Raw genomic sequence first — 20951 nt, forward strand, 5'->3', positions numbered from 1 at the left:
CTCACAGCCCGCCGCCGCCCTTGCGGTTGCTGGAGTCGAGCACGCTCTGCTGCTCCTTCGCGATGTCGTCGAGCGCGTCCTTCGGGCTCTTCGCGCCGTTGAGAGCGGCGTTCACGTTGGTGTTCTCGATGTCGACGAGACGCGCGTACTCAGGCACGTTCCACATGTCCCGCATCCGCGGAACCGAGTCGGCGTACACCTTGTTGAACGGCCCGGCGTTGAGGAACTCGGGCGACTCGAGGGCGTCCGTACGCGAGGGCACGCCACCGGCGGCGGCCCACTTCTTCTGGATGTCGGCCTGCTCGAACCACTTCATGAAGTTCAGCGCCTCCGCCTGCTTCTCCTCGGAGGAGTAGGCCGACACGTGCATCCCCATGCCGCCGAGAGGCACCAGGTTCGTCTTCTGGGTCGGCAGGGTGGCGAAGCCCAGCTTCTCGAGGATCTGCTCCCGCGTGGTGCCGAGCGTCGACTGCTTCGGGTCGAGCAGGGCGCCGCTCGCGGCGATCCAGTTGAACGCGATGCACGCCTTGCCCTGGGCGACCGCCGCGTTCACCTCGTCGATGAACCAGTTGCCGGAGCCCTTGGCGGTGAGCGGCTTCATCTTGTTGACCAGGACGTCCATCGCCTCCTGGCCCGCGGCGTCGTTGAGGACGCCGTTGATCTTGCGCGACTTGGCGTCCCAGAGGTTGCCGCCGTAGACGCCGTTGACCGTGTTGTAGGTGACGGCCGCGGCGTCGGAGCCGTTGGCCTGGTGGAAGGCCAGGCCACTGACGCCGGGGTTGTCCGCCTGGCACTTCTCGGCGACCGAGATCATCTCGTCCCAGGTCTGCGGCGGCTTGTCGCCGATCAGGTCCTTGCGATAGATCATCGTCCAGGTGTCACCGAGCAGCGGCAGTCCGTACAGGCTGGCGTTCTCGTCGCGCTTGCCGGTCTCCGCCTGGGGGAACTGGCCGTAGGCCGCCAGGAGGTACGGGTTGTAGGCGTTGACGTCGATGTTCTTCTTGACGAAGTCGGTGATGTCGAGGATGTTGCCGTTCGTCACGGCCTCGCCGATGTGCTGCGAGTCCAGGATCGGGATGTCGAAGTCGGTCTTGTGCGCGGCGAACTGGGTGAACATCGCGTCGTGCCAGTTCGCGTTGGGCACGGTGTTGACCTTGATGGTCACGTTCGGCCGCTCCTTGGTGTACTCCGCGTTCGCGAAGTCCTCCAGGGCGTGAGCGGGGGGCCAGTCGAACCAGATGAAGCTGAGGGTCAGCGGGTCCTTGGTGAGCTCGGGGACGGTCGCCGGCGCCTTGGGGGCGCTGCTCTCCGTGCCGCCGCCGCCGCAGGCCACCGCGGTCGTGACCATCAACATGGCCGCCGCTGCCAGCCGCGCCCTTCGACCGGGAACCGACAGTCGTCCTATTCGATGTGGATACCGCATCCTCTTGCCTGCTTTCTGGGTGGGGGGCTTCTGGAGCCTTACTGCGTGCTTCGCCGAGCAGTTGGGGGGTGTTGAGGCGTGTTACCGGCTGTCGCAGGGGCTGACCCGCAGACAGGGCGTCACGAGTACGCCACGACGTCGTGGAGCTCCAGGCAGTCGCGAAGTCCTTCGGGCCGTGTGGGGCCCGGCGGCGAATCGAATAGGACGTCGAACATGCTCATAGGAGCTCCAACTGGTCGAAGCGGAGCGATGGCGGGCGATTCCGCGATTTGTGGGGGATGGCCAGCATCCGCCCCCTTTCCTATACGATCCGATTGGGGGCGTCAACATCCCGCAGCGTTGCGACCGATGTCAACAGGTTCCCGAAGAGATGAGAAAGGACCTCGTGTCACGATGGACGACGAAGTGATGATCGCGCGGCGCGGTGGGACCCTGACGGGCGGAACGCCGCCGAGAAGATCTCGCGGCCGGCTTGCCGACGAGGTGTACGACACGCTGCTCGGACAGCTGATGTCGCTACGGATCGAGCCTGGCTCCCGCGTCACGATCGACGCCCTGGCGCGAGAGCTGGGCGTCTCGCAGACGCCGATCCGAGACGCTCTCAACCGCATGGAGTCCGAGGGCCTGGTCGTGCGCGTGCCCCATGCCGGCTATCGCATTCCCCCCCAGATCACCCGTCACCGATTCGAGGAGATGCTCGAGCTCCGCCTGCTCCTCGAGCCGGCGGCGGCGCGCAGATCCGCCGAGCGCGCGTCGTTGGAGCAGGTGGCCGGCCTGCGGCGAATGCTGGAGGAGATGGCGGAGCTGGAGGGGGGCAGCGGGCGCATGGCCTACGGCGCCTTCGGGCTGCGCGACGCCGCCTTTCACGATCTCGTCGCCTTGAGCGGGGAGAACCAGGCCATCCGCGAAGCGCTCGCTCGCCTGCACACGCACGTGCACCTGTTCCGGCTTCTCCACGACACCCAGGTCACCCACCTGGCCATGGCCGAGCACGAGGAGGTCGTGGCCGCGATCGCCGCGCGCGACCCCGACGCCGCCGCCTACGCCATGCGCCGGCACATCCTGCGATCAGGCGAGCGATTCCGGCGATTGTTCGATGAGGTCAAGGACGCGGACGAATCGCGGTAAAGGCTTGACGGGCGGACCAAGCCGAGGAATGCTGACAAAATCGGATCGGATCCGATTGGATCCGTCTCCCCCCGCCCCAGTTTCGAGGAGAAGCAGGTGCCCAGAGCGCTGCTCCTTACCGGCGACGCCGCCGAGGAGCTCGACACCATGTATCCCTACTATCGCGTGCAGGAGGGCGGCTGGGACGTCGACGTCTCGTCACGGACGATGCGTGACGTTCAGCTGGTCATCCACGAGTTCGACCCGAACTCCGACGCCTACGTGGAGAAGAACGGCCGGAAGCTGCCGGTCGACGTGACCTGGGCCGAGGTCGACGTCGAGCGCTACGACGCCCTCATCATCCCCGGGGGACGCGCCCCCGAGTGGATCCGGGTCGACCCCGACGTCAGGCGCATCACCGAGCACTTCTTCGCGCGCAACCTCCCCATCGCCCTGGTGTGCCACGGCGCGCAGGTGCCGGCCGTGTACGGGCTGCTGAAGGGCCGGAAGACGGCGTGCTTCCCCCCCATCACGGGTGACATGGAGAACGCGGGCGCGACGGTCATCGACGCTCCCGACGTCGTCGACGGCAACCTTGTCTCCTGCCGCGGCTGGCCCGACATGCCGCAGTTCGGCAAGGTGATGATGGAGGTCTTCTCGAAGTCCATCGACTCCGCATCGGCATGAGCACACGTGAGGTGCCGACTGTGACGGAACTTCGGACCGTCACGGTCGGCGGCTCCCCCGTCCATGTCATGGACAGCGGCACCGGGCCCGCAGTGCTGATGCTGCACGGCTCCGGACCCGGTACGACCGGATCCGGGGCCTGGGCGGCGACGGCGCAGGCGCTGGGCACGTCCTTGCGCCTCGTGGCGCCTGACCAGGCGGGGTTCGGCCGTACACCGATCCCGGCGGGCTCCCGGGGTGGGCTCCGGCTGTGGACGGAGCAGGCCGCGGGCCTGATGGACGCTCTCGGTGCCGAGCACTACGCCGTGGTGGGCCACTCCATGGGCGGTGCCGTGGCGCTGGCGTTGGCGGCCGCGCGTCCCCGGCAGGTCACCCATGTCGTGGCGGTCTCGACGATGGGCGCTCCCGGGGCGCCGCTGTCCGCCGACCTCGACGCGCTCTGGGCCGCCCCCGCCGGCCCGGCCGGGGCACGAGACATGTTGCGCCGTCTCTTCTTCGACCAGGCGCTCGTGACCGAGTCGGCCGTCGCCGCCCGTGCGGAAGCGATGCACGCGGGAGCGGCCGCGTATGCGTCGCTGTTCCCTCCGCCCAGGGCACGCTGGGCCGACGACCTCACTCTCTCGGCGCGAACGCTGGCAGGGATCCGCGCGCCCGTGCTGCTCGTCCACGGCGCCGACGACCGGGTCACCCCGCTCGGAACGGCGGCCCTGCCCCTGCTCGAACACCTGGCCGACGTCCGTCTGCACGTGTTCGGCCGATGCGGGCACGTGCCCGCGCTCGAGCACCCGCACGAGTTCAGGCAGCTCCTGTCGTGCTTCCTCGGCCGGGAACGAGGGCACTGATCACTGCGACAGGTCCGCAGCGGGTGCTCAAGCAGACCGGCATGGAGCAGGCGTGATCCGCGCGGAAGCGACGCCCTCCCCCAGACCAGAGCCATGACGAGGCGGTGACCGAGGTCACCGCCTCGTCATTGTCGCATCGGCATCCTGGCGAACCACGCCGGACGCAGCGACGTCGGCGCCGCGGAGGAAAGAAACCCGGCGGGGCCGCGCAGCCGGCCCTGTTCGAGGCCCCCTGCTCCGGCCCCGCCCCGCCGACGACCCACGCCGCCCTTCCCCCTGCGCACATAGCGAGTCGCCTTCACTGGCTGCGGCGGTGGCGGGTGTTGCCGCGCGAGGTTCCGCGCTTGAGAACGGCCACGATCACCGGCTCGCTTTCCAGCTCGCTTTCGTGACGCCCGGCAGTTCGCCCCGATGGGCCATCTGCCGGAACCCGGTGCGTGCGACCTCCTTCAGCTCCGCACGCCGCTGGGCCTAGCGGGCGACCACGGCCTTGCGCCTCTCGTCGGCGGCGATCGACCACGACCGGGCGGCCCGTACCCATGCCTGACCGCGGACCAGCCCCGTCCCCCGTCCGCAGTGTGACCGCTCTCGCCACCCCGACCCAAGGCCTTCCGGCCGGTGCCTCACTTTTCGGTCAGGCCCACTACCTCGGAAAACGTAACATTCCTGAATTACGGACAGGCTTGACGGGGGTTACATCGCCTCTTTATGGTCTATGGACCGAACCATATACCTTTGGAGGTGACATGGTCAGCGGGGAAGCTCTCGACAGCGCTGTCGATGCCTTGGCGGAGGACGCCTTCGCTTTCCTCGAGCGCCTCGTCGCGGCGCCCAGCACGGTCGGCCACGAGGCCGAGGTCTGTGACGTATTCGGGGCGGAGCTCGCCGCGACCGGTTTCGACGTCGAGTTCCTGCCGATCCCGGAGGAGATCGTCTCCGACCCGCTCGCCGGCGTCGGCCAGACGTCGTATGCCGGGCGGGCCAACGTCCTGGGAAGGCGGGGCCATGGAGACGGCCCGTCCCTTCTTCTGAACGGCCATCTGGACGTGGTGCCGGCCGGCACACCCGAGTTGTGGAGCAGCCCCCCGTTCCGGCCGGCGCGGCGGGACGGCCGGCTGTACGGCCGCGGCGCGGGCGATATGAAGTGCGGTTTCGCGATGGGTGTGCTCGCCGTACGGGCCCTCGACAAGGTGGCGCCCGGGTTCGACACCGGTCGGCTGATGTTCCTGGGCGCCATCGAAGAGGAGTGCACAGGCAACGGCACGCTGTCGGCGTCGCGGGCGGGGGTGCTCGCCGACGCCGCCGTCGTACTCGAACCCACCGACCTCGGCATCCTCACCGGAGGGGTCGGCGTGATCTGGCTCGACGTGCGCGTCGTCGGCCGGTCCGCGCACGCCGAGTCCGCCCACATGGCCGTCAACCCGGTGGATCTGTGCGGCGTCCTCACCGAGGGTTTGCGGAAATGGTGCGAACGCCTCCCGCAGGAGGCGCCCGACGAGGCCTTCACCGAGCTGGCCAGCCCGTACAACCTCAATGTCGGGGGCATCTCCGCCGGTGACTGGCACTCCAGTGTCCCGACCGACGCCGTGCTGAGGCTTCGTGTCGGTTTCCCACGGTCGTGGTCCCCGGGTGAGGCCGAGCAACGGATCAGAGCCGCCGTCGAAGACATCGCGGCCCGTGACGGCCGGTTCCCGTCCAAGCCTGTCGTCACGGCCTCGGGGTTCCGGGCGGCCGGGTATGCCCTCGCGGACGGGCATCCGCTGACCACCGCGATGGCCAGTGCCCATCGCGAAGTGCACGGCGCCGACCCGCTCAGGTACGTCATGGGCACCACCACGGACGCCCGGTTCTATGTCAACGACTTCGGCGTCCCCGCCCTCTGCTACGGCCCGCAGGTCTACGACATGCACGGGATCGACGAGAGCGTCGAGCTGAGCAGCATCGCCGACGGAGCGAAGGTGCTCGCGCGCTTCCTCCACCACTGGTTCGAGGGCAGCACCGCGGATGAGTGAGATCTTCGACGCTCCGCTGCTGAACGAGCTGCAGCGTGACAACACCGACCCGCTGGCCAGGCCCATCGTGGTGCGCAACGCGCCGGAACAGATCGTGGAGCGTCTCGTCACCGCCGTCGCCCTCGGGGTGTACGTGCCCGGCCAGGCGCTTCCGCCCGAGCGCGAGCTCGCGTCGTTGCTCGGCGTCTCCCGGGCAACCGTGCGGGAGGCCCTGCGCCGCATGACCGAGAGCGGCTTCATCGAGCAACGCCGTGGCCGCAACGGCGGCTCGTTCGTGCTGGAGAACTGGCGGCCGTCGTCGGCCGATCTCATCCGACGGCACCTGCTGCCCAACTGGGACCGCTTCGAGGCGTTGTTCGATGCCCGCCAGCTCTTGGAGCCGGTGATCGCCGCGACGGCGGCCCTCCGCCGCAACGAAGACGACGTGGCGGCCCTTTCGCAGGCCCTCGAGGACTACCACGCGGCCACCGACCGCGAGGAGTCCCGCGTCGCCGACGAGCGCGTGCACCGGGCGATCGCGGAGTCGACGCACAATTCGGTCCTGGTCGGCCTGAGCGCTCAGATCCGTACGAGGATCAGTCTTGACCTGGGCGCCGAGCCGTACACGCCGGAGATCCGCCGGGTCGCCGCGGAGCAGCACGGGCTGCTGGCCGACGCCGTCATCGCCCAGGACCCCGAACGCGCCTCGACGATCGCCCTCGAGCACTTCGGCCTGACCGAGAAACTGGTTCGCGATCTGGTGGCGCGAGTCCAGGAGCTGGCGACCCTGGAGACCGACGAATGAACCCGCGCCTGCTTTTCGTGCTCCGGCGGCTCGGGCTCACCATCCCGGTGCTGTTCGTGATGAGCGTCGTCATCTTCCTGATCATCCGGCTGGTTCCCGGCGACCCGGTCCGGACCATGCTGGGTTTCCGCGCGACCCCCGAGTCGATAGCGCAGGTGCGGGCCCAGCTTCACCTCGACGACCCGTTGTGGGTGCAGTATCGCGACTGGCTCGCCGGTCTCCTCCACGGCGATTTCGGCCAGGACTTCGTGAGCAAGGCGCCGCTCAGCGAACTGCTCGCGCAGCGCGTCCCCGTCACGCTGGAAATCACGCTGCTGTCGATGCTTCTCGCCGTCGCCGTCGGCGTGCCGCTCGGCGTCCGCGCGGCCGTCGGCGGCCGGTGGGCGCGCCGCCTGACCGAGGGCTTCGTGGTCTTCGGGATCAGCGTCCCCGACTTCTGGCTCGGCATCATGCTCGTGCTGGTGTGCGCCGGCACGATGATGTGGCTGCCGCCGTCGGGATACGTGCCCTTCACCGAAGATCCCGGCGGCAACCTCACGTACATGATCCTTCCGGTGCTCACGCTGGCCGTCGCCGAGGCGGCGTACATCATCCGGACGACCCGCGGGGCGATGCTGGGGGTCATAGGACGGCCCTTCATCGTCTACCTGAGGGCCAAGGGCACCAGAGAACGCTCGATCGTTTACCGTCACGCCCTGCGTAACGCGGCGACCCCCATCGCCACGGTCATCGGCATCCAGTTCGGCGTCCTGCTGGGCGGCGCGATCGTCGTGGAGACGCTCTTCGCGCTCCCGGGAGTCGGCCGGCTGATCGTCACGGCCATCAACCAGCGCAACTACCCGGTGGTCCAGGCCGGGCTGCTCGTGGTGGCGACGCTGTTCATCCTGGTCAGCCTCATCACCGACCTGGTGGTGGGCTTCATCGACCCGCAGGTGTCCGACAGGGGAGAGTCATGACGGCCAAGAGCACCCCGGCAGGGGGGACCGCCGTGGTCAGGGCGTTCTTCTGGCTGCCGCGCTCCGCGCGGGCCGGCGCGCTCATCCTCGTGGTGCTGGTGATCGTCACCCTCCTCGCGCCCTTGATCGCCCCGCACGATCCCAACGCCATCGACCCCACACACGTGCTCGCCGCGCCTGACCTGGGGCATCCCTTCGGAGCCGACGCACTCGGCCGGGACGTGTTCAGCCGCACGGTGTACGCCTTGCGGACCAGCCTGGCGATCGTCTTCGCGTCCGTGGCCGTCGCCTCCCTCGCGGCCCTCCCCCTGGGGACGGCCGCCGGCTACTTCGGCGGATGGGTCGACCAGGTCATCTCGCGCCCGCTGGACATGCTTCTCGTCCTTCCCGCGCTCCTCCTCGCGATCACCCTCATCGCCATCGTGGGGCCCGGGAGCATCGTGGCGGCGCTGGCCATCGCGCTGATCTACCTGCCGATTCTGGCACGGGTGCAGCGTGCGGCGTCTCTCGTGGTCGCGCATGCGGGTTTCGTCGAAGGCGGCCGGGCCCGCGGCTGGTCGTCGCTCGCCGTGCTGCGGCGCCACGTCGTGCCGAACGCGCTGGGCCCACTGCTCGTGCAGGCGGCGATCCTGGCGGGGTTCGCGGTCCAGATCGAGGCTTCGCTGAGCTTCCTCGGCCTTGGCACACAGCCGCCGACCCCGTCGCTCGGGCTCATGCTCTCCGAAGGCCGCGACGTGCTCACGCAGGCGCCCTGGGTCGAGATCTTCCCCGGACTGGCCATCGCCGTCATCGTCCTCGCCTTCAATCTGCTCGGTGACGGGCTGCGTCACCGCCTCGACCCGCAGGGGATGGCCTCGTGAACCGCACCATGCTTCAGATCAACGACGTGCGGGTGCGCATCCCGGTGGCGGGAGGTCGCTGGGTGGAGGCCGTGGACGGGGTCACGCTGGCCGTCGGCTCCGGTGAGATCGTCGGCCTGGTCGGAGAGTCGGGCTGCGGGAAGTCCACACTCGGCGGAGCCGTCATGGGCCTGCTGCCCGGCGGGGCACAACTGTCCGGCCAGGTGCTGCTGGACGGCCGGGATCTTGGGGGTCTCACCGCCGAGGAGTATCGCCGGGTACGCGGCAACGACATCGCCCTGGTCAGCCAGGACCCCTCGGCCAGTCTCGACCCGACGTTCGCGGTGGGTGCCCAGGTCGCCGAGGCCATCCGCAACCACCGCGACATCGGCCGGCGCGAGGCGCGCGAGCGGGCCGTCGAGTTGCTACGCGCCGTGGGCATCCCGGATCCCGGCGCCAGATACTCCGACCCGCCCCACCGGTTCTCCGGCGGCATGAAGCAGCGCGTGGTGATCGCCGCGGCCCTCGCCAACGATCCCTCGGTGCTCATCGCCGATGAACCGACCACCGCCCTTGACGTGACCATCCAGGCCCAGATCCTGCACCTGCTACGCGACCTCACCGTCCGCACGGGCACCGGGGTGCTGATGATCACGCACGACCTCGGCGTCGTCGCCCAGGTCTGCGACCGCATCGCCGTGATGTATGCCGGACAGGTCGTGGAGCAGGGGACGGTCCGCGACGTCTTCGCCGACCCGCTGCATCCGTACACCCGGGCGCTGCTCGACTCGCAGCCGGCCGCCCACCACCGATCCGGAGATCTTCCCGTCATCCTCGGCCAGGTGCCCGATCTCACTGATCCGCCCGCCGGTTGCCGGTTCGCGGCGCGGTGCGCCCGGGTCCACGACCGCTGCACCACGGCTCCGCCGGTGGTGGAGACGCGGGGCGGGGGCCGAGTCGCCTGCTGGCTGCACGACGCTCTCCCACCTGTGGCCCAGGAGGTCTCATGACCGCACTACTCGACGTACGCGGACTCGTCGTCACCTTCCCCGCCCCCGGGTCGGGGCTGCGGCGCAAACGCGTGCACGCGTTGTCCGGCGTCGACCTGTCCCTGCAGCGCGGCCACACCCACGGGCTGGTCGGCGAGTCGGGCAGCGGGAAGAGCACGCTGGCCCGCTGTGTTCTCGGGCTGCAGCGGCCGGACGACGGCTCCGTGGTCTTCGACGGCACGGAGATCGTCGGATTGCGGGGCAGCGCGCTTCGCGACATCCGCCGGCGCATCCAGCCGGTCTTCCAGGATCCGCTCGGCAGCCTGGACCCCCGGTGGACGGTCGGCCGCAGCGTGCGCGAGTCGCTGGACGCCTTCGGCGTCGGGTCGCCGGCGGATCGGGAGCGCCGGGTCCGCGAACTACTCGACCTGGTGGGGTTGTCGCCCGACCACGCGGACCGGCATCCCGTGCAACTGTCCGGCGGCCAGCGGCAGCGGGTGGGGATCGCCGCGGCGCTGGCCAGCGGCCCTGACCTCATCGTGGCCGACGAACCGGTCAGTGCCCTCGACGTCAGCGTGCAGGCGCAGATCCTCAATCTGATGGCGCGGCTGCAGCGCGACCTCGGGGTGGCCTTCCTGTTCGTCAGCCACGACCTCAGCGTCGTCGAGCACGTCAGCAGTGAAGTCAGCGTGATGTATCTCGGGAAGATCGTGGAGACCGCGGATCGGGCCGACCTGTTCGCCGACCCGGTGCACCCGTACACCCGGGCGCTGCTGGACGCCGTCCCGATTCCCGAGCCGGACGCGCGGCTCGTCCACGTCCCGCTGTCCGGCGACATTCCCAGCCCGATCGACCCGCCGTCGGGGTGCCGGTTTCATCCCCGCTGCCCGCTAAGGGTGGACTCGTGCTCGCGGGAACATCCCGTCCTCACGCCCGTCGGGACACTCGACAGCGCCGGCCACACCCCCCACCGCGTCGCCTGCCCCGTCGTGCTGCCGGCCCGGCCGTAGCACGATCCGACTCCACTGAAGAACCGATTTCGGAGGTCCCGTGTCAACCGCTTTCGTCAACGGCATCACGATCAACTACCAGCTCGAAGGCGAGGGGCCCGAAACGGTCGTCCTCGTCAACGGCCTCGCCGACGACCTGGAGACCTGGGAAGCCCAGGTGCCCGCGCTGCTGGACGCGGGGCTGCGGGTCCTGCGCTTCGACAACCGTGGCATCGGCGCGTCGGACAAGCCGGCAGGGCCGTACACGTCCCGCCTGCTCGCCGATGACGCCAAGGCGCTCGTCGACCACCTGGGGCTGACCGGCTTCCACCTGGTGGGCGTCTCCATGGGCGGCATGATCGTCCAGGAGTACGCCCTGGCCTACCCCGGCGATGTGAAGTCCCTGACGCTCGCCTGCACCTATGCCGCGCCTGGGCCGTTCTGCTCCCGCATGTTCGCACTGTGGGCCGACATGGCCAGGGAGATGGGAGTCCCCACGGTGATGCGGGACGTCGGGCTGTGGGCCTTCACGGTGCCGTTCTTCGAGGAGCGGCCGGAGGAGGCGGCGGAGTTCGACGCCGCCATGGCGGGGTTGGCCATGCCCGTCGAGGCGTACCTGTCCCAGCTCAACGTCATCCAGACCCACGACACCACCGAGCGGCTGGCGCAGCTCACCGCTCCGACGCTCGTGCTCGCGGGCGAGGAGGACATCCTCATCCCGGTCCGGCTCTCGCGGCGTCTGCACGAAGCCGTGCCCGGGTCGCGATGGGCCACGGTTCCGGGCGGCCATGCCTGCCTGTGGGAGACCCCCGAGCCGTTCAACACCACCCTTATCGACTTCGTCCGCGCCCACTCCGGCTGACTAGGGGATTGTCATGATGTTCAACTCCGGCCCTGACCTGTCGCGGCGCTCGTTCCTGCGGCGCGCCGGCCTCCTCGGGTTCAGCGTGGTCGGCGTCGGCGCGGCCGGCTCGCTGCTGTCGGCCTGCGGTCCCACCACCTCCTCGGTCGCCGGGGGCGGAGCCGCCGCCGCGCTGAAGGCGGGCGGCGTCCTCAAGGCCGCCCTCACCGGCGAGCCGGACAGCCTCGACCCCGCCGTGTCGTCGGTCTACACCGGCGCCCAGGTTTACGACGGCATCTTCAGCAAGCTCGTCGACCTCGCGCCCGACGGGTCCGTCATCCCGCGGCTGGCCACCAAGTGGACCGCCCAGGACGACAAGACGTGGGCCTTCGACCTGGTCGACAACGCCTACTTCCACAACGGTGAGAAGTTCGGCGCGACCGACGTGAAGTACACCTTCGAGCGGATCCTCGATCCGAAGACCGCGAGCGCGTACGCCCCGCTGTACACGCCGATCGACTCGATCGAGGTCGTCTCCCCCACGAAGGTGGTCTTCCATCTGAAGTCGTCGTTCGGGCCGTTCCTGACGAACCTGGCCAACAACGGCGAGATCGTCAACCAGAAGGCGATCGAGTCGAAGGACCCGGCCCGCAACCCGGTCGGCACCGGACCGTTCCAGTTCGTCGAGTGGGTCCAGGGCGACCACATCACGCTGAAGAAGTGGGACAAGTACTTCCGCTCCGGTCGTCCGTACCTCGACGAGATCGACTTCCGGTTCCTGCTGGTGGACCAGAGCCGCGTCGACGCCCTGTCGGCCGGGGAGATCAACTGGGCCGACGCCGTTCCGCTGCAGCAGCTGCCCACCCTGAGCAAGGACCCGCGCTTCACCTACAAGACCAGCCCCGTGGCCGGCATCCCGGACTTCCTCGCCATGAACGTCGCCAAGGCGCCGTTCGACAAGAAGGAGGTGCGCCAGGCCATCGCCTGGGCCATCGACCGCAAGGTGATCAAGGACATCGCCTACTTCGGGTCGGGTGAGGCCGGCGTGCAGGAGGTGCCCAGCGGCTCTCCGTGGTACGACGGCGTCGACCCGTTCGCCGCCGGGCCCAACCTCGACAAGGCCAAACAGCTCCTCGCCGCCGCCGGATACCCCAACGGGCTGACGATCCGCTACCTCGGTCTGCCGCAGTATCCGGAGCTGCTGAAGACCGGCGAGATCGTCGCCGAGGCGCTGAAGAAGATCGGTATCACGATGCAGATCGAGCAGGTCGACGTGTCCGTGTGGTTCGACAGGTATTCCAAGGGCGACTACGAGATGACCAGCGCCTACCAGGAGCGCACCATCGACCCGGACAACTTCTACTCCCTGGTCGTGAAGACGGGAGGCTCCATCAACGCGATGAAGTACTCCAACCCGGACGTCGACAAGCTCATCGACCGGGCCGCGTCGTCCACCGACACGGCCGAGCGGAAGAAGCTCTACACCCAGATCCGCGCGATCGTCCAGGACGACTGCCCGCTGATCTTCACGCATTACGAGACCCTCAACTACCTCATGCAGAAGAACGTGAGCGGCTCCACCGTGAACCCCACGCTGGAGCTCAACCTGGAGGACGTCGCCTTCACCGGATGACGTGCGCCCCGATGCGGGCATGCCCCGCAATCGGTGGTGGCACTGAATGATCTGCAGCGCAGCGGATGCGCTGGGGTAGGAGGTCGAACCCGGCCCGGCCCCGCATCTGCCGCATGATTCTCTTCGTTCGCATGTCGACGCCTTCGGCCCGCCCGTCGTGATGACCTTGGCATCGTTTCCGCAGCCGGGGACGGGAGTTCGGCGAAGGCACGGATCACCCGGGCGAGCTCGGCCGGCTCAGGGCACGACCCACCCACGAGTTCCTGCGACAACGCGGCGCCGGCCTCGCGCAGCCTGCCGGTGCGGGCGTAGCGGTGCTCAGGGACAGGTTGAGACGACGGGCGCATGGATCAGTTCGGGGGACGATTTTCAACGCCTGCCGGAGCGCGTCCGCCTCCGCAGGGGTCAGCTCGGCGAGGAAGTGCCCGAACGCCGCGCCTGGTTGTTGCTCATGGCCAGCGCTCCGCGCATCAAACGAGCCGTGTACGCCTCGCGCGAGGCCACAGCCTCATGACTGCAGGCGCGGCCCTCCAGGCGACGGCGCAGCCAGCCCTTGCCGAACTCGCGTACGCCATACGTGCAGGATACCCGTAGCGGGTATTAGTTTCGGACGATTAGGCGAGGTCCACCTACATGTGTCGGAGTCGTCATGAGCGAGCACCACCACCACAACCAGATGGAGCACGAGCATGGGGAGCACCCGGCGACCATGGACAATTCACCCCATTCGCATCACGGCGCCGGAACGAAGGCATCCTGGCGGACGGCCGCGTCCGCGACGCTGCACTGCCTGACCGGGTGCGCCATCGGCGAAGTGCTGGGCCTGGTGATCTCCACCGCGCTCGGCTGGACCACCGGCCCGTCCGTCGCCTTGGCCGTCGTGCTCGCCTTCTTCTTCGGCTATCTGCTGACCCTGCTCCCCCTCCGAAAGGCCGGAGTGGGCTGGGGCAGCGCGATCAAGCTGGCGCTGGCAGCGGATACCGTGTCCATCATCGTCATGGAGATCGTGGACAACGGCGTCATGATCGCCATCCCAGGCGCCATGGCCGCCACTTTGACGTCCGGGCTGTTCTGGGGCAGCCTGGCGCTCTCCCTGCTCGTCGCCTTCGTGGTCACCACGCCGATCAACAAGTGGATAATCGGCAGGGGCAAGGGACACGCGGTTGTCCACGCCTATCACCACTGAGCTGCGGCGTGCTCGGCTCATCGCGATACGTCGCACGGAGAAGCTCCGCTACTGGTTTCCGGCGACGGCTCCTCTCCCTTCGTTTCCGGGCAGGATGCGACAGAGCGCTCCTACTAGGAGCGATAGTCGGTTCAATTGATTACTAAATAGCCAGAATGTCCGTTTGTGGATTTCGGGAGAGGTAATCACTAAGTCGTCTGGGGTGGTCACTTCACGTTTACGACGTGGCATTTCCATGCGCATCTGATTCCCGATAATCCATCAAGGAGACAATGAGATGCTTGCACTCCGTAACACGATCGCCGGTATCGCGGCCGGCACCGCTCTGGCCGGCAGTGCCCTCTGCCTGGGAGCTCCCGCCTATGCCGATCCTGCCGGCGCCATGACCGCAGACAGCGCCGGAAGCTGTCAGTGCGCCGACTGCTGCTGCGACGGTTGCTAGTCACAGGACCGACTGGACGCCGCTGGGCGAGCGTCGGACAGCCCTTGCGAATGAGGGCGAGAGGCCGCGCCGAAGGCGAAGGACGGCTCCGGCGGGCAACGGCTCGCCGGAGCCGCACTGCGATCCCGTGGATCTCGCCTGGAGGCGACGCGGACGATCGCATCCCGCGTTGAGGCTCTCCGATCCGCACCACATGTATCGCGCCACCGTGGGTACGCCCGGCTACCGGGGAAGAGCGCAATGGCCATCAGTGATCAGCATGGGCCGGAGATCGTCGTCGGACTCGTGGCGACGCCACCGGACTATCCGGCGCAGGTGGTCGCGAGGCTCACCGCCGAGCTGGCCGACCGGCTCGCCGAGGCAGTGGACCCGGACGTGCGGTGGACCATCCGGGAAGGCTGGGGTGACATGGCGCCGCGCCGCCACAGCGGCATCGAGGCGTTACTTGACGATCTTGCCCGCCGGCGCGCCGACGCGTGCTGGGACGTCGCGATCTGCCTGACCGACCTGCCGCTGCACATCGAGCGGCTGCCGCTGGTGGCGCACACGTCCACCCGGCGCCGCGTCGCGACGGTGTCCTTGCCTGCGCTGGGGCTGCGCCAACTGCGAGCGCTTCGCGCGGCCGTTCCGGGTCTCGTGGGCCAGCTCCTCACCGACACCTTCCAGGAGCGGGTGCCGCCCGGCCGGGCGGCACCCGGGCTGACCGGCCGGGTCGCCGCCATTCACCGGGTGGTCGACGGGGCCGATGCCGGAGAACTGGGCTACGTGGCCTCGCGGCTGATCGGCCGGATTCGGCTGCTGACCGGGATGGTCCGGGCCAACCGCCCGGGGCGCGCCCTGCTGGGCCTGTCCAAACTGCTGGTCGGCGCCTTCGGCACGGCCGCGTTCGCACTCACCACCGACACCATCTGGCAGATGGGCGATGCGCTCGGCGGACTCCGCCTCACTGTGATCATGCTTCTCGGGCTCACCGCGCTGGTGACCTGGCTGATCGTCGCCCACGACCTGTGGGAGAAACCGGGCCCGGAGACACCGGCCGAGCTGGCCCGGCTGTTCAACCTGGGCACGGTCCTCACCCTCGTCCTGGCCGCCGTGGTGTCCTATCTGGTGCTGTTCGCCGGAACGATACTCGTCGCGGCGCTGCTGATCGACACATCCGCGCTGGAACAGAACCTGCGGCGGCCGGTCGGTTTCACCGACTATCTGACCCTGGCCTGGATCATCAGCTCGCTGGCCACCGTCGGCGGCGCGATCGGTTCCGGTCTGGAAGACGAGGAGACGGTGCGGGCCGCCGCTTACGGCTACCATCCCGAGCCTGGCGGCCGGCGGGACGAGCCTCTCCCCCCGGCCTCCTCGCCCTGAACAGGACCGGGCTCGGCATCAGGGCCGCCGCTGAATTCTCGACTGTGACCACCGCGCCAGGGCCAGTGCGGAGGTGAGCAGGAAGGCCACCCCCGCGTAGACCGCCATCTCGGTGAACTGCTCACGGCTCTCCGTCGCCGTCATCGATACGGTGAGCCGCACGACCACCGACATGATGTGCCGTACGACGGCGATGATGCCGACGATGATGAACGGCTCGAGCCGCAGCCGGCCGCCCTCCAGATGGGTCAGAACGGTGGCGAAGATCTCCAGGACGATGAGGACGAGGAGGAGATCCTCGATGACGACGACGATCTTCTCCGTCCAATCCTCGCTGCCGCTCACCACCATGGTGAACAACATGATCACTATGCCGGCCGCTATCGCCAGCAACGCCGCCGACACCACATAGAGAATCACGCGTTCGGCCGCGGCGAGCGCCTTCAGCAGCCGGACGTCCAGCGTGGTGCGCGCACACCTGATGACCGACGGATAGTCCCCGTACCGCTGGTCTCGCGCGGACGAGTCGTCGTTCACGGCTCACCCGTGAACTGGCCGTGGTGGTCGACGGGCGTGCCGGCCGATGGGCGGGGCTCGTAGTGCACCTCGATCTCGGGGGGCAGTCCGCTCAACTTGGTCTCGCCGCTGCCCCACACCACGAGGTTGACTCGTCCACCGGCGAGCGGCAACCCGGTGATCCTCAGCTCGCCGAACTTTTCCGGCAGCGCGGGGGCCACCCACAGCCGGTTGTACGGGATCCAGGGGTCGAAGCGCAGCAGTGCTCGCAGGATCTGGACGGGGCTCGCCGCCGCCCACGCCTGGGGGGAGCACGACGTGGGATAGGGCACCGGGACCGGGAACTCCTTCCTGCCGAACCCGCAGAAGAGCTCGGGGAGCCGCCCGCCGAACGCCTCCGCAGCGTCCAGCAGGCCCATGGCCACCCGCTGCGCCTCGGCGACGAACCCGTAGCGCATCAGCCCCGACACGATCAGGGCGTTGTCGTGCGGCCACACCGATCCGTTGTGGTAGCTCATCGGGTTGTAGGCGCCCATCGACGAAGCGAGCGTGCGGACGCCGAACCCGGTGAACATCTCCTCCGACAGCAGGTGCCAGGCGACGTACTCCGCCTTGTCCTCGTCCACGATGCCGGTCCAAAGGCAGTGGCCCATGTTGGAGGCCACGCTGTCGATCGGCCTGCCCTCGCGGTCCAGCCCGATCGCGTAACAGCCCCGCTCGGGAAGCCAGAAGAGCTCGTTGAACATGCGGCGGAGGGAGCATGCCTTGTCGGTGTAGCGGCGCTCGGTCTCGTGGTCGCCCGCCTCGTGCGCCAGGTGGCTGCGCGTGATGTAGGCGGCGTAGGCGTAGCCCTGCGCCTCCGCCAGGGCGATGGGCGCGCGGGCCAGGGTTCCGTCGGCGAAGTTCACCCCGTCGAAGGAGTCCTTCCAGCCCTGGTTGACCAGGCCCTTGTCGGTCTTGCGGCGATACCAGAGCAACCCCTCGATCGGGCCCGCGCGCTCGCCGTACTCCTCGATCCACGACAGCGCCGCGTCGGCGTGCGGCACGAGCTCCTCGACGGCCTCGCAATGGATGCCCCAGCGGCGCAGCTCGCCGAGGAGCACGACGTACAGCGGGGTGGCGTCGACCGAGCCGTAGTAGCAGGCGCCCCCGTGGGGGGAGACGCCCGACCGCGCGCCGAACCGCAGCTCGTGCGGGATCTTCCCGGGCTCCTCCTCCGACAGCGGGTCGACCTTCGTGCCCTGGAGCCTGGCCAGACGGCGCAGCGTGCCGAGCGCCGGCGACTGGTCGAGCGGCAGCGCCATCCACGAGGTCAGCAGCGAGTCGCGGCCGAACAGCGTCATGAACCACGGCGCGCCGGCGGCGATCGTGGGCGGCTCGTCGGGGGGCCCGGGCTCGTACAGCCGCAGCGACCCCAGGTCCTCCTTCGACCGCCGGAGCGTCATGGCCAGCACCGGATGGTCCGTGACCACGCACGGGCCGTGCCGCTGCCAGGCCGCCAGGCGCACGGCGGGCCTGGCGCGCTCAACGGGGTCGCGCGTGGAGAACCATGCCTGCGACTCTTCGCCGTCGATGATCGGGTTCACCTGGAGGGCCGCCCTCCACTCCCCCCGGGCCGGCACCGCCACGCGGAAGCCGAGCAGCCCGGGAACGGCCAGCGAATCGGCGGCCCTGATCATGGCGCCGCGTGCGCGGCTCGGCGAGTAGACCCGCAGGCTCGCCCCCTCGGGCACCAGCTCGACGTCAGGGACGTGCCGAACCCGGTTGATCTTCACCTCGAACAGGTCGGCGACGTCGGAGCCGATGTGGACGTCCACCACGCAGCCGGCCGGCTCGTCGGAGAGGTTGCGCAGCAGCAGGTCCTCGCGCAGGCCGCCGCCGACGTACCGGTCTCGCACCACCATCAGGGTGCTCTCCGCGCGCCCCGGCCTCGGCTGCGTCCGGCCGAGGAACGCGGCGTGGTACGGCGCGCTCGCCAGCACCTGGAGCGGCTCGATCGGCGCGTCGTCCACCCGCAGCTCCCACCGGGACAGCAGCCGGGTGTCGGCGTGGTAGACGCCCTGCGGCCCGCCCGGCCGGATGTCGCCGTTCCAGGAGGAGACGCAGAACGAACTCCCCTCGACAAGCGTCACGGTGCCGGCGCCCAGGGCGGCCGGCTGACCCTCGAACGTCCATGCGTTCGCCATACGATCCCTCCCCGAACGGCGAACCTGCTGGAACCCTGCTGCAACCCTGCTGTCCCGGTCTCAGACCGCCACCGGGTAGGTCTCCGGCACCTCGGCGGGCGTGTCCGCTCCGGTGGGCCCGCTCCTGCCTCGCCGGCTCGCGGGACTCGTGCCCGGCGGCCTGCCGGACGGCGCCGGGCCGGAGACCGAGCCCGCGGACGAGCCGATACCCCCGTCCGAGTGGCGCAAACGCGGAAGCCCGCCGGCCTATCCGACATGCACCCGGGGACGGATCTCGGGATCCGGCTCCGCCTCCCGCAGGATCTCGCGGGTCATCGCCGGGACGTCGCCCACTCCGAACACCAGGTAACGAAGCATCGCGGCGACGGGGTTCTCCTCGGCCCAGTGGAAGTAGATGTGCGGCAGCTTGAGGAAGCGGTTCCGGATGTAGAGCAGCAGGGCGGCCAGCGCGTTCGGGATCGAGGAGCTCTCCAGACGGAGGATCCGGTGCCCGTACCGCTCCTCGCCCCGGACGCGCAGCTCTGTCAGGAACTCCGACGCGTCCGGGACGGCGGCCTCCACGAACAGCACCGGCGTGTCGGGATCCAGCCGGTGGTTGCGCCACTGCTCACGCAGCTTCTCCTCGTACTCCGCCCGGTCGCACCGCTGCGGCTCGTGGGCGACCAGGTGGACCTCGTTGCCGGGCACCTCGCGGAGGAACCGCTCCGCCAGGGGGTCGAGGACCACGCGGGTGACCCGCAGCTCGGTGGACCGGGTCGCCCGGGAGATCAGCGAGGTGACCACGATGGCCGCGACGAAGAACGACGCGATCTTCACACCGTCCGGCCGCTCGATCACGTTCGCCACCAGCGTGTAGGTCAAGACGAGGGCGATGGCCGCGTACGCCGCCGCCGCGCGCCTGCCACGCCGGTGGGCCGAGATCGTGACCGCGACGGCCGCCGAGAGGATCAGCACGAGGACTCCGGTGGCGTACGCGCCGCCCTGCGCCGTCACGCTCGCCTGGAAGATCACGGTGATGGCGAACGCGACGGCCGTGAAGACCAGGACAAGCGGCCGGACCGCCCGCGTCCAGTCGGGGGCCATGCCATACCGGGGAAGGTAGCGGGGAACGAGGTTGAGCAGGCCCGCCATCGCGGAAGCGCCGGCGAACCACAGGATCGCGATCGTGCTCACGTCGTAGAACGTGCCGAACCCGTTCCCGAGGTAGGCGTGAGCCAGGTACGCCAATGCCCGGCCGTTGGCCCTGCCGCCCTCCCGGAACTCCCGCAGCGGGATCAGCACGGTCGTGACGAAGCTGCTGGCGATCAGGAAGACGCTCATGACCAGGGCCACCGTCGTCAGCAGCCTCTTGGCCCCCCTGATCCGCCCCGGCAGGTCCCCCTTGATCAGCGGCATGACGGCCACCCCGGTCTCGAACCCGGACAGGCCGAGGGCGAGCTTGGGCATGACGAGCAGGGACAGCAGCACCATCGACGCCGGCCCGCCGTGCGAGGACAGCAGAGCCTGCTTCCAGTCGGCGATCAGGACGGGCCGGTCGGCGACATGGAGCACGGCTGCCGCCACCACCACGACGTTGAGCGACAGGTAGACGCCCACGAGGACGACGGCGAGGCCGATCGCCTCGCTGAATCCCATCAGGAACACGGCGCCGAGCAGCGCCAGCAGGCCGAGCGTCACGGCGACCTGGTGCCCCTGGAGGGCACGCGGCACGAAGGGGTTCTCCAGGATGTGCGCTGCCGCGTCGGCCGCCGACAGCGTCATCGTGATCACGAAGTCGGTGGCCGCGAACCCGAGCAGCACCAGGACGAACAGCTTGCCCCACCACCTCGGGGCGAGCCGTTCGAGCATCGCGACCGAGCCCTGGCCGTGCGGACTCTCCATCGCGACCCGCCGGTAGACCGGCAGCGCGCCGAACAGCGTCAGCGCGACAAGGAACAACGTCGCGACGGGCGACAGCAGGCCCGCCGCCAGCGCGGCGATCCCCGGCTGGTAGCCCAGGGTGGAGAAGTAGTCGAGACCGGTGAGGCACATGACCCGCCACCAGGCATGCCGCCTGTGCGGCGCCTCCACCACGTGGGGCCCTGCGGGCATCACGTCCTCGTGCTGAAGCCCCTCCAGGAGCCAGGAACGGACCCTGTCCCTGGTCCTGGTCGCCAT

Annotated in this window: 18 protein-coding genes; 13 read left to right on the plus strand and 5 right to left on the minus strand. The window is 69.3% G+C overall.

Going from position 1 to position 20951, the window contains the following annotated elements; genetic code table 11:
* Position 1: 1 nt before the first annotated feature.
* Positions 2-1354 carry an extracellular solute-binding protein gene (locus tag FLX08_RS23790; RefSeq protein ID WP_208761620.1) on the minus strand — a complete coding sequence of 451 codons (1353 nt, stop codon included), beginning with the start codon at positions 1352-1354 and terminating at the stop codon, positions 2-4.
* Between the two features lie 462 nt (positions 1355-1816).
* Here FLX08_RS23790 and FLX08_RS23795 point away from each other — a divergent pair, with 462 nt between their 5' ends.
* From FLX08_RS23795 to FLX08_RS23805, 3 genes are all read left to right on the plus strand, one after another.
* Positions 1817-2551: a GntR family transcriptional regulator gene (locus FLX08_RS23795; RefSeq protein WP_142621484.1), complete on the plus strand. Its 735-nt coding sequence runs from the start codon at positions 1817-1819 to the stop codon at positions 2549-2551.
* Positions 2552-2647: 96 nt separating this feature from the next.
* A complete protein-coding gene (locus FLX08_RS23800; RefSeq protein WP_142621486.1) occupies positions 2648-3217 on the plus strand; it encodes a DJ-1/PfpI family protein in 570 nt (189 codons plus the stop codon).
* 20 nt (positions 3218-3237) lie between these two features.
* Positions 3238-4059, plus strand: coding sequence for an alpha/beta fold hydrolase (locus FLX08_RS23805; protein ID WP_142621488.1), 822 nt, complete (start codon positions 3238-3240; stop codon positions 4057-4059).
* 360 nt (positions 4060-4419) lie between these two features.
* Here the strand turns inward: FLX08_RS23805 and FLX08_RS43435 are convergent, their stop codons facing one another.
* Entirely contained in the window at positions 4420-4512 is a 93-nt protein-coding gene (locus FLX08_RS43435) for a hypothetical protein (RefSeq protein WP_425280639.1), read from the minus strand.
* Positions 4513-4805: 293 nt separating this feature from the next.
* Between FLX08_RS43435 and FLX08_RS23815 the strand changes: the two genes are divergently transcribed.
* The 10 genes from FLX08_RS23815 (at position 4806) to FLX08_RS23865 (ending at position 16092) form a co-directional block, all read left to right on the plus strand.
* A complete protein-coding gene (locus FLX08_RS23815) occupies positions 4806-6071 on the plus strand; it encodes an ArgE/DapE family deacylase (RefSeq protein WP_167530549.1) in 1266 nt (421 codons plus the stop codon).
* On the plus strand, positions 6064-6855 hold the full coding sequence (locus FLX08_RS23820; protein ID WP_142621492.1) for a FadR/GntR family transcriptional regulator: 792 nt from the start codon (positions 6064-6066) through the stop codon (positions 6853-6855). Before FLX08_RS23815 ends, FLX08_RS23820 begins: the two co-directional genes overlap by 8 nt.
* Positions 6852-7811 carry an ABC transporter permease gene (locus FLX08_RS23825; protein WP_142621494.1) on the plus strand — a complete coding sequence of 320 codons (960 nt, stop codon included), beginning with the start codon at positions 6852-6854 and terminating at the stop codon, positions 7809-7811. The genes FLX08_RS23820 and FLX08_RS23825 overlap by 4 nt, the downstream gene beginning before the upstream one ends.
* The gene (locus FLX08_RS23830; RefSeq protein WP_142621496.1) at positions 7808-8671 is read left to right on the plus strand and encodes an ABC transporter permease; all 864 of its coding nucleotides are present in this window, start codon (positions 7808-7810) and stop codon (positions 8669-8671) included. The genes FLX08_RS23825 and FLX08_RS23830 overlap by 4 nt, the downstream gene beginning before the upstream one ends.
* Complete coding sequence (locus FLX08_RS23835) at positions 8668-9660, plus strand: ABC transporter ATP-binding protein (RefSeq protein WP_208761621.1); 993 nt, start codon at positions 8668-8670, stop codon at positions 9658-9660. The genes FLX08_RS23830 and FLX08_RS23835 overlap by 4 nt, the downstream gene beginning before the upstream one ends.
* Entirely contained in the window at positions 9657-10649 is a 993-nt protein-coding gene (locus FLX08_RS23840; RefSeq protein WP_142621498.1) for an ABC transporter ATP-binding protein, read from the plus strand. The genes FLX08_RS23835 and FLX08_RS23840 overlap by 4 nt, the downstream gene beginning before the upstream one ends.
* 40 nt (positions 10650-10689) lie before the next feature.
* Positions 10690-11490: an alpha/beta fold hydrolase gene (locus tag FLX08_RS23845; protein ID WP_142621500.1), complete on the plus strand. Its 801-nt coding sequence runs from the start codon at positions 10690-10692 to the stop codon at positions 11488-11490.
* Positions 11491-11503: 13 nt separating this feature from the next.
* Positions 11504-13102, plus strand: a complete 1599-nt coding sequence (locus FLX08_RS23850) for an ABC transporter substrate-binding protein (RefSeq protein ID WP_142621502.1) — start codon at positions 11504-11506, stop codon at positions 13100-13102.
* Between the two features lie 649 nt (positions 13103-13751).
* Positions 13752-14288 (plus strand): DUF4396 domain-containing protein, encoded by a 537-nt coding sequence (locus tag FLX08_RS23860; protein ID WP_142621506.1) that lies wholly within the window; start codon positions 13752-13754, stop codon positions 14286-14288.
* Between the two features lie 682 nt (positions 14289-14970).
* Positions 14971-16092 (plus strand): hypothetical protein, encoded by a 1122-nt coding sequence (locus FLX08_RS23865; protein WP_142621508.1) that lies wholly within the window; start codon positions 14971-14973, stop codon positions 16090-16092.
* Positions 16093-16110: 18 nt separating this feature from the next.
* Here the strand turns inward: FLX08_RS23865 and FLX08_RS23870 are convergent, their stop codons facing one another.
* From FLX08_RS23870 to FLX08_RS23880, 3 genes are all read right to left on the minus strand, one after another.
* Positions 16111-16629: a phosphate-starvation-inducible PsiE family protein gene (locus FLX08_RS23870; protein WP_142621509.1), complete on the minus strand. Its 519-nt coding sequence runs from the start codon at positions 16627-16629 to the stop codon at positions 16111-16113.
* Positions 16626-18794, minus strand: a complete 2169-nt coding sequence (locus FLX08_RS23875; protein WP_142621511.1) for an amylo-alpha-1,6-glucosidase — start codon at positions 18792-18794, stop codon at positions 16626-16628. The genes FLX08_RS23870 and FLX08_RS23875 overlap by 4 nt, the downstream gene beginning before the upstream one ends.
* A 246-nt stretch (positions 18795-19040) precedes the next feature.
* Positions 19041-20951, minus strand: coding sequence for an APC family permease (locus tag FLX08_RS23880; protein ID WP_142621513.1), 1911 nt, complete (start codon positions 20949-20951; stop codon positions 19041-19043).

The organism is Microbispora hainanensis, assembly GCF_006874475.1.
Taxonomy (GTDB): domain Bacteria; phylum Actinomycetota; class Actinomycetes; order Streptosporangiales; family Streptosporangiaceae; genus Microbispora; species Microbispora hainanensis.